Source organism: Neorhizobium phenanthreniclasticum (genome assembly GCF_040066075.1).
Classification (GTDB): domain Bacteria; phylum Pseudomonadota; class Alphaproteobacteria; order Rhizobiales; family Rhizobiaceae; genus Neorhizobium; species Neorhizobium petrolearium.
The window spans coordinates 88,721-96,768 of record NZ_JBEAAL010000029.1 but is presented as its reverse complement, the minus strand read 5'-3'; the positions used below and the strand labels follow the sequence as shown (position 1 = coordinate 96,768).

General features: G+C 59.5%; 8 protein-coding genes and 1 pseudogene. 6 read left to right on the top strand and 3 right to left on the bottom strand.

Annotation, left to right across the window (positions count from 1 at the left end; translation table 11 throughout):
• Window positions 1-232: 232 nt before the first annotated feature.
• The 3 genes and pseudogenes from ABK249_RS27705 to ABK249_RS27695 form a co-directional block, all read left to right on the top strand.
• Entirely contained in the window at window positions 233-688 is a 456-nt protein-coding gene (locus ABK249_RS27705) for a hypothetical protein (RefSeq protein WP_037145359.1), read from the top strand.
• Window positions 685-1,491 (top strand): DUF2243 domain-containing protein, encoded by an 807-nt coding sequence (locus ABK249_RS27700; RefSeq protein ID WP_348864650.1) that lies wholly within the window; start codon window positions 685-687, stop codon window positions 1,489-1,491. Before ABK249_RS27705 ends, ABK249_RS27700 begins: the two co-directional genes overlap by 4 nt.
• 218 nt (window positions 1,492-1,709) lie before the next feature.
• Window positions 1,710-1,814 (top strand): annotated as a pseudogene (locus ABK249_RS27695) (3-ketoacyl-ACP reductase); the annotation flags it as partial.
• Window positions 1,815-1,850: 36 nt separating this feature from the next.
• Here the strand turns inward: ABK249_RS27695 and ABK249_RS27690 are convergent.
• The 3 genes from ABK249_RS27690 to ABK249_RS27680 all read right to left on the bottom strand — a co-directional run bounded on the left by ABK249_RS27690 (window position 1,851) and on the right by ABK249_RS27680 (window position 4,946).
• Window positions 1,851-2,072, bottom strand: a complete 222-nt coding sequence (locus tag ABK249_RS27690) for a DUF982 domain-containing protein (RefSeq protein WP_037145362.1) — start codon at window positions 2,070-2,072, stop codon at window positions 1,851-1,853.
• A gap of 265 nt (window positions 2,073-2,337) precedes the next feature.
• Window positions 2,338-3,846 (bottom strand): aldehyde dehydrogenase, encoded by a 1,509-nt coding sequence (gene adh / locus ABK249_RS27685; RefSeq protein ID WP_348864649.1) that lies wholly within the window; start codon window positions 3,844-3,846, stop codon window positions 2,338-2,340.
• A gap of 146 nt (window positions 3,847-3,992) precedes the next feature.
• On the bottom strand, window positions 3,993-4,946 hold the full coding sequence (locus tag ABK249_RS27680) for a helix-turn-helix domain-containing protein (protein WP_348864648.1): 954 nt from the start codon (window positions 4,944-4,946) through the stop codon (window positions 3,993-3,995).
• 495 nt (window positions 4,947-5,441) lie between these two features.
• Between ABK249_RS27680 and ABK249_RS27675 the strand changes: the two genes are divergently transcribed.
• The 3 genes from ABK249_RS27675 to ABK249_RS27665 are packed head-to-tail and all read left to right on the top strand — an operon-like array spanning window position 5,442 to window position 7,952.
• Window positions 5,442-5,909 (top strand): MarR family winged helix-turn-helix transcriptional regulator, encoded by a 468-nt coding sequence (locus ABK249_RS27675; protein WP_227705752.1) that lies wholly within the window; start codon window positions 5,442-5,444, stop codon window positions 5,907-5,909.
• A gap of 11 nt (window positions 5,910-5,920) precedes the next feature.
• Window positions 5,921-6,619 carry an SDR family NAD(P)-dependent oxidoreductase gene (locus ABK249_RS27670; RefSeq protein ID WP_348864647.1) on the top strand — a complete coding sequence of 233 codons (699 nt, stop codon included), beginning with the start codon at window positions 5,921-5,923 and terminating at the stop codon, window positions 6,617-6,619.
• Between the two features lies 1 nt (window position 6,620).
• The gene (locus ABK249_RS27665) at window positions 6,621-7,952 is read left to right on the top strand and encodes an NAD(P)/FAD-dependent oxidoreductase (RefSeq protein WP_348864646.1); all 1,332 of its coding nucleotides are present in this window, start codon (window positions 6,621-6,623) and stop codon (window positions 7,950-7,952) included.
• Window positions 7,953-8,048: the final 96 nt, after the last annotated feature.

Genomic DNA, 8,048 nt, shown 5'->3' with positions numbered 1-8,048 from the left:
TGTTGAGATCTGCAAAACCCCAATAAGGTAAGCCCAAAGGCCGGAAGTGTGACTGTCCCTCGATCTTCACCTGCATGTCAGTGATCCGTTCTCTCAACGGCCGCGGCCTCTTTCATGCCATCTCCTTGGCTAAGATGACTATACATTATAACATATTGTATAATGTTATTCTTTCAAGAGTGACTTGGAACTTTGGGCACTTTCCCTGGTTGTTGGGCGAAGGAGAAAGGCCATGGCTACGACCACCGCCAATCGGGTCAGCACCCAGACTTCCGACGAGATCAACCGTCGCCTGCGCCGCGAGATGCAAGACAGGCTTGCCTATTACGAAGTTCATCCTGACCAGATCGAATCCCGGCTGGCGGAACTGGATCGAGAGTGGGACATCGAACGAACACTCGAGGCGAATGCCTCCTCATTGGCCTTCACCGGAACTGTATTGGCAGCCACGGTAGACCGCCGCTGGCTGACGCTCCCCGTTGTCGTGACGGGATTCCTGTTCCAGCACGCGGTTCAGGGCTGGTGTCCGCCGCTGCCGATCCTGCGCCGGCTGGGTTTTCGGACGGCTGAAGAGATCAATCAGGAACGCTATGCGCTAAAGGCGCTCAGAGGTGATTTCGAAGCCCATGGCGGCAACAAGCTCGATGCGGTGCTTCGAGCCATCGGCATCAGACGAGGCAGCGCATGACGCCGGCGTCCATCGGTCTGGAAGAAACTGATGATCGCGGCTTCCCCGCGGCACTGATCTGGTCAGGATATGCACTGGGCTTTGGACTGGGTGGGTTCTTCGATGGAATACTGCTGCACCAGATCCTGCAATGGCATCATCTCCTGAGCGGCATTGAGGAGGCGCGCCAGGACATCCGGGTGCTGATCCTGGCGGACGGACTTTTCCACGCCCTGATGTATGTCATCGCCGCGGCGGGGCTGTGGCTGCTGTGGCGGTCGCGGCACGCCTTCGCTTCCGGTGGAGCAGACAGACTGCTGTTCGCGAACGCATTGATGGGCTTCGGCGCCTGGCATGTCCTCGACAGTGTCCTTTCCCACTGGATACTCGGAATCCACCGTATCCGGATGGACGTCGAGAACCAGTTGTTCTGGGATCTCCTGTGGTTCGCCGTGTTCGGGCTCGTGCCTCTGGCGCTTGGGATGCTGATGCGCAGGAATAGCAAAGGAGACGGTGGGCGCCGTATCCCGAAAGGACCGGCGGCACTTGTTATAGCGGTATCCATTGCAGGCCCTCTTGCGGCACTACCCGCTCCGAACGATGGAACCGTCATGATCGTGTTTGGTCCCGGCACCACCGCCGCACGGGCCATGCAAGGCCTTGAGGCAAGTCGCGGCCGCCTGCTGTGGTCCGATGCGTCCGATACCGTCTGGGCCGTCGACATATCCGGCGGAGGGGATGCGAAGCAGTTTTACGATCATGGCGCGCTCCTGATCGGCAATTCGATCCTGCCAGCGGGATGCTTCATCTGGACGCGGGTCTGAGACCGTCAGAGCGGAAAGCAGGCTCTTGCTGTAAACCAGCGGCCGCCTCTTTCGAACGTCAGGCTGCCCCCGAGACGATCGAGCGCCATTGCTTCGGGTGACCGAATTTTACTTGTCCGCGTCCATGTCGGTGAAGCGGGCTTCCGTGTTCAACTTCATTGCCGCCTGCCGGTCAGAATGCCAGCCCGGACCGAAGCCTATCCGCACGGTGAGGTATTCTCGCGGTCAATCTCAAAGGCACGTTCGATGGCCTCCGGGAGGCTGCCAGACGGTTGCGTGACGGAGGCCGCGTCGTCAATTTATCGAGCAGCGTCGTCGGTCTCTACCGATGGTAGGAGGATTATCCTTCGGCTACTGGTCTAATTGAGCTGCGCGGACTTCAACGCCGCTTCAAACTTTTCGCGCGCCTCGTCAGGTGATTGTCGTCCATCCAACGCCGCAAGGATTGCGTTTTCCGCAATTGCGAAGTCGCGGTCCTTCAGGTGAGGCCAGTCGGATATCATGAAGTTGTGCGCTTCGAGCGGCCCGAATATCAAATGGCCACCGGCGCGGACAGGTTTGTCCCATCTCAGCGTCAGCATTGTCGTTCCTCCTTCCCTGGAAATAGCGCTTGCGCTCGGAAAGGCAATGAGGCGACTGTCCGAGAAAACGAAACGCTTAATCATAAGGGATTTTCAAGTCGCCAATGACGCTGGCAAAATGCCTGCCGAATTTCCCGGCCCGTAGGCGGATTGCCTGGTGCGAATGACGATGGCCGCCTGTTGCCTTGCCCAGCCTTCTTATGGGAAGACTGGGCACAACCGGGAGCTCCCGACATCCCCGGAAGCCGAGCGGTTTCTTGAAAAATCAGAAGAAACCGAGTGGCTTGGGATCGTAGCTCACCAGCATGTTCTTGGTTTGCTGGTAGTGGTCGAGCATCATCTTGTGCGTTTCGCGACCGATGCCGGATTGCTTATAGCCGCCGAAGGCGGCATGCGCCGGATAGGCATGGTAGCAGTTCGTCCAGACGCGCCCTGCCTGGATCTCGCGCCCGAAGTGATAGGCTCTCATCCCGTCGCGCGTCCACACACCGGCGCCAAGGCCATACTGCGTGTCATTGGCGATTTCGAGCGCCTCCTTCTCGTCCCTGAAGGTCGTGACGGAGACCACCGGACCGAAGATCTCCTCCTGAAAGATGCGCATCTTGTTGTGACCCCGGAAAATGGTGGGCTTCACGTAATAGCCGTTCGAAAGCTCTCCGCCGAGATCGTTACGCGCGCCACCGGTCAAAACCTCGGCACCTTCCTGCCTGCCGATGTCGAGATAGGAGAGGATCTTTTCGAGTTGTTCGTGAGAAGCTTGCGCTCCGAGCATTGTCGAGGGATCGAGGGGATTGCCCTGCTTGATCGCGTCAACGCGCTTGATCGCCTTTTCCATGAAGCGATCGTAGATCGATTCCTGAATGAGCGCACGGCTCGGGCAAGTGCAGACCTCACCCTGGTTCAGTGCGAACATCGCAAAACCTTCCAGCGCCTTGTCGAGGAAATCGTCGTCTTCGGCCATCACGTCGGCGAAGAAGATATTGGGCGATTTGCCGCCGAGTTCGAGCGTGACCGGGATCAGGTTCTGGCTTGCATATTGCATGATGAGCCGTCCGGTGGAGGTTTCGCCCGTGAAGGCGATCTTGGCGATCCGGTTGCTCGTGGCAAGCGGCTTGCCGGCTTCGAGGCCGAAGCCGTTGACGATGTTAAGCACACCGGCCGGCAGGAGGTCGCCGACGATTTCTGCCCAGACAAGGATGGAAGCCGGCGTCTGCTCGGCCGGTTTGATGACGACGCAATTGCCGGCGGCAAGTGCCGGAGCAAGCTTCCAGGCCGCCATCAGGATCGGGAAATTCCACGGAATGATCTGCCCGACGACACCCAAAGGCTCGTGGAAATGATAAGCGACGGTATCGTGGTCGATCTCGCCGATCGATCCTTCCTGGGCGCGGATGCAGGAGGCGAAGTAGCGGAAGTGATCGATTGCCAGCGGGATGTCGGCAGCCATCGTCTCTCGGATCGGCTTGCCGTTATCCCAGCTCTCGGCCTGGGCAAGCACCTCCAGTTTATCTTCCATCCGCTGCGCGACCTTCATCAAGATATTGGCGCGCTCGGTGGTCGAGGTTCGGCCCCATTTGTCCTTTGCGGCATGCGCGGCGTCGAGCGCGGCCTCGATATCCCTCTCGTCGGATCGCGGTATTTCGCAGATCTTGCCGCCGGTAACCGGCGTGATGTTATCGAAATACCGGCCGCCGACCGGCTCACGCCATTCGCCGCCGATATAGTTGCCGTATTTGAGCTTGAACGGAGATTCGATAATTTTCTGATGCAGCATCTGATCCTCCCGGAATAGCCAGGTTCACGACGAACCTGAGGGGGAAACTGCCCATCTTCTGACCCGGATGACAGAGCCGCTGCGTCATACCGCATTGCACAGTGTCGCAAATCTGCGACACATCCGGCCTGCCAGATTCCTTTGCATCAGTGCAATCCGAGCTTCTTGATCTTGCGGTGCAATGTCGCCCGGCTCATGCCGAGAGATATTGCTGCCTGCGAGACATTGCCGTTGGTGCGCGACAGCGCTCTCAGAAGAGCCGCGCGTTCCGCTCCCCGCAAGCCTTCCTGTTCCGAATTGGCCTCTTCATCGAGGAGGTCCGATGCGGGCATACCGCCGGCAATCCGCTGGTCGTCGATATCGAGTGCCAGACGTGCCGCCCTTGTCGCACCGATCACCATGTCATTCCCATCCACCGCGAGCAATGCAGAGACTGCGCTACTCTCCGTCGGCACCACGATGAAACGCGCGGCTGCGAACGCACTGCAAAACAACTGCAGTTCGATCCGCATGGCGGCTTCGCGGACAGTCTGCGAGATGATCGAAAGGGTGATCTCATTGATGTCGTCGCGGCAGGTCGAAACATCCAGCGCTCCAACAAGCTGCGCGCGATGATCGCGGATCGGCGCGGTCGTGCAGCTCAGATTGGTGGTGGACGCGAAGAAATGCTGATCACGGATGATGGAAACGGAACGTTCGTCGGCAATTGCCGTGCCGATCCCGTTTGTGCCGATGCTGGCTTCGGACCAAATGGAGCCGGTCCATAGACCGATGTCGTGGAAATCCTTGTCGTCTCCCGCCACCCCGCGCCGCTCGAGTGCGATGCCGCCACGATCGGTCAGCAGCAGGCAGCAGCCAGCCCTGCCGACCGTTTGAAAGAGGAGATCGAGTTCCCCGGTGGCATGGGCGACCAATTTGCCGGATCGCTCACGCGCCAACCGGAGTTCCTTCTCCGTCAGCCGTATGGGCAGCCGTTTCTCCTCCGGCGAAAGACGGTGCATGGTCATGCAGCGTCGCCACGATGCCACGACCCGGGAACTCGCGGCTGCGGACTGCGCGGATGCGTAGACCTGATTTGCATGCGTGACATGCTGGTTCATTGGCTCCTCCCGCAGAACATGGCCGATTGTCCCGTGAAAAAGATCATGCCGCAACTGCGCCGAAGGTCTAATGCGATTTGCCGTTTCGCAAGAATGGAAAGCGAGCATTCGCAGCCAAGCACTCGAAGCGCTCGCCGAACATCTCCGCGGCTTTGTGGTTACAAATCGCAACGCCTGCCCAATGTTTGTGCATTAAGGGGGTGTGGAAAATTTTAGGGCGCTCGGGCAAAATAATAGTTGCATAAGTCCACTAATGGGCGTTGAATGAAAACTGCAATACGAAAAGAGCGTGGACCGTCTCAAGCAGGATGGCGCTCTTATGGATGTACCAAGCTTCTGGAAATTATGCAGTTTCGGCGATTAACCGGAAAACGGTTAATCATGCCTTTGCCCCAGGTATCTCTTGGCCGGCGAACTTCGTCTTGGCCGGCGGGAATGACTTACTTTGTTTTGCGAGGGATGATGGCCAGCGATCCGAAAGCGACGCGAAATCCGATGACCGAAATCGGGCTCGACGTGCTTGAGGACACGCTGAGCTTCTATATCAGGTCGCTGAATATGGCAGTCTCGCGTGATCTCGACCAAAGCCTGGAAGGGCTCGATGTAGCCCGCGGCACCGGTAAGATTACGACGCTGCTTCTGGTGGATCGGCATCCGGGAATCCGACCTTCGGTAATCGCGCAGATGATCCTGAAAGATCGCTCGGCAATGGGAAGGCTGCTCGAGCAGATGGAAGAGCACGGACTGCTGACGCGCGAAGTTTCATCGGACGACAATCGCGCGCAGGCTCTTTACATCACCGGGAAGGGAAGGGAACTCGCTGATCTTATCCGTCCGATCATCACCAGGCAGTCGCGGAATTTCTTTTCCGACATAACGGACGAGGAGCACGCAATGCTGATCCGGGTTCTCGGGCGTACCTACCGCCGCGTCGTCGGGCTTGAACCCAACGACGAAGTCTGAGGATCAGGACCATGGCAGATGAAAAGGTGGTTTTGATCTCAGGCGCCAATCGCGGTATCGGCGCGGCCGCGGCAGAAGCCTTCGCGGCGGGAGGCTGGAGAGTTTCCCTTGGCATGCGGTCGCCGGTATTGCCGGTCTGGGCAGATGAGAACCGACATCAGGTGTGTGGTTACGACGCGACCGATCCGAAAGCCGGGGAGCGCTGGGTAGCGGCTGCTCTGGCACGGTTCGGCCGCATCGACGCCATCATCGCGAATGCAGGTGTCATGGTCGCCAAAACCGTGATCGAGGCTGAAGACGAAGACCTCGACGCCATGCTGACCGTCAATGTGAGGGCGCCGCGTCAGCTCGCCCGGGCCGCGTGGGAGCCGCTTGCGGCAGGCGGCCAAGGCAGGATCATCATCATCGCTTCACTCTCCGGCAAGCGGGTGAAATCAGCTCGCTCCGGAACCTATTCGGTCAGCAAGTTTGCGGCGGTCGGGCTGGCTCACGCCCTTCGCCATGCCGGCTTTGATCAGGGTATCCGCGCAACCGCCGTTTGTCCGGGCTTCGTCGCGACTGACATGGCGCGCGGCCTGACTGACCGGGATGATCGGATGATGACGAGCCCAGACGATCTTGCCCGCATTATCGTGATGCTCGTTTCTTTGCCGAACGAGGCATCGGTCGCAGAGTTCGCCATAAATTGCCAGCTGGAGGAGTCCTTCTGACATGCCCGGACCCTATGTTGTTCCCGTTCAGGGTGATGCGGAGCTGCCGAAAGAGGTCGATGTCGTTGTTATCGGCGGCGGTATCATAGGCACTTCCACCTCGCTGGAACTTGCAGAACGGGGCATGCGCGTGGCGCTCTGCGAAAAAGGCGGCATAGGTCATGAGCAGTCGAGCCGTAACTGGGGTTGGGTGCGTATCTCCAGGCGGGATCCACGTGAAGTTCCGTTGATGGCCGAGGCGTTGCGCATATGGGCGGATCTCGATCGCCGCACGGGTCGCGATACCGGCTACAAACGCGCCGGCATCGTGTTCACCTGTGCCGATGACAGGGCTTATGCAGAACACGAACGCTGGAACGAGAATCTGGAAGGTTATCAGCTCGAGTCCCGCATGCTGAGCGCCAAGGATTTCAGGGAAAAATATCCCGGTTCCGACATGAAGCTTGCCGGCGCGCTGTACACCGCCGCCGACGGCCGCGCCGAGCCGCAAAAAGCCGCTCCGGCGATCGCCGAGGCGGCGCGCGACAAGGGCGCCCATATTTTGACCGAATGCGCCGTGCGCGGCTTGCAGCTTTCCGGCGGGCGGGTGTCCGGCGTCGTCACCGAGCGTGGAGAGATCGCCTGCAAGTCCGTCGTCCTTGCGGGCGGTGCCTGGTCCAGCCTCTTTCTCGGCAACAACGGCCTCGACCTGCCGCAACTCAAGGTCATGAACTCGGTCATGCGCACCAAGCCTCTGGAAGGCGGGCCGGAGGAAGCCATCTGGTCGAGCGGCTTCGCCATCCGCAAACGCCAGGATGGCGGCTACACGATCGCCAACGGCTTCCAGAACATCGTGGATATCGTGCCGGCCTCGTTCCGCTATGCGACGAAGTTCCTGCCGGCGCTGATGCATGAATGGCGTTCATTGAGCTTCCGGTTCGGCGGCCGGTTTTATGACGAATACCGCATTCCACGGCGCTGGGAGCTCGATGAGCCAAGTCCCTTCGAATACCATCGCGTCCTTGACCCGATCCCGTCCAAGGCGATGGCCGAGAGCGCGCTCGTCAAGCTGAAGAAGGCGTTTCCGGTTTTTGAAAGGGCGGAAATCACCCAGCGCTGGGCAGGGCTTATCGACGTGACGCCGGATGCGGTTCCGGTGATTGACGCGCTGGATGCCATACCGGGCTTTCATGTCGCCACGGGCTTTTCCGGCCACGGTTTTGGCATCGGTCCGGCTGCGGGCCGGCTGATGGCCGATATCGTCACCGACCGCGAGCCCGTCGTCGATCGGAAGGCCTTCCGTTTCGGCCGTTTTTCCGATGGCTCGAAGATCGAACTGATCAGCGGCTTCTAAGAGCCGCTTCTGCCTTTAACGGCCCGGTTTTCCCGGAGCCTTTCGCAGAGGCGCCGCCCCGGCGGCGTATCACCGTCAACGTCCCGCAAGAGGGCG

Bases quoted from the DNA above. Each gene is read 5' to 3' on its own strand.
- ABK249_RS27705 (WP_037145359.1), top strand. From the start codon at position 233: ATGGCTACGACCACCGCCAATCGGGTCAGCACCCAGACTTCCGACGAG.
- ABK249_RS27700 (WP_348864650.1), top strand. From the start codon at position 685: ATGACGCCGGCGTCCATCGGTCTGGAAGAAACTGATGATCGCGGCTTC.
- ABK249_RS27690 (WP_037145362.1), bottom strand. From the start codon at position 2,072: ATGCTGACGCTGAGATGGGACAAACCTGTCCGCGCCGGTGGCCATTTG.
- adh (WP_348864649.1), bottom strand. From the start codon at position 3,846: ATGCTGCATCAGAAAATTATCGAATCTCCGTTCAAGCTCAAATACGGC.
- ABK249_RS27680 (WP_348864648.1), bottom strand. From the start codon at position 4,946: ATGAACCAGCATGTCACGCATGCAAATCAGGTCTACGCATCCGCGCAG.
- ABK249_RS27675 (WP_227705752.1), top strand. From the start codon at position 5,442: ATGACCGAAATCGGGCTCGACGTGCTTGAGGACACGCTGAGCTTCTAT.
- ABK249_RS27670 (WP_348864647.1), top strand. From the start codon at position 5,921: ATGGCAGATGAAAAGGTGGTTTTGATCTCAGGCGCCAATCGCGGTATC.
- ABK249_RS27665 (WP_348864646.1), top strand. From the start codon at position 6,621: ATGCCCGGACCCTATGTTGTTCCCGTTCAGGGTGATGCGGAGCTGCCG.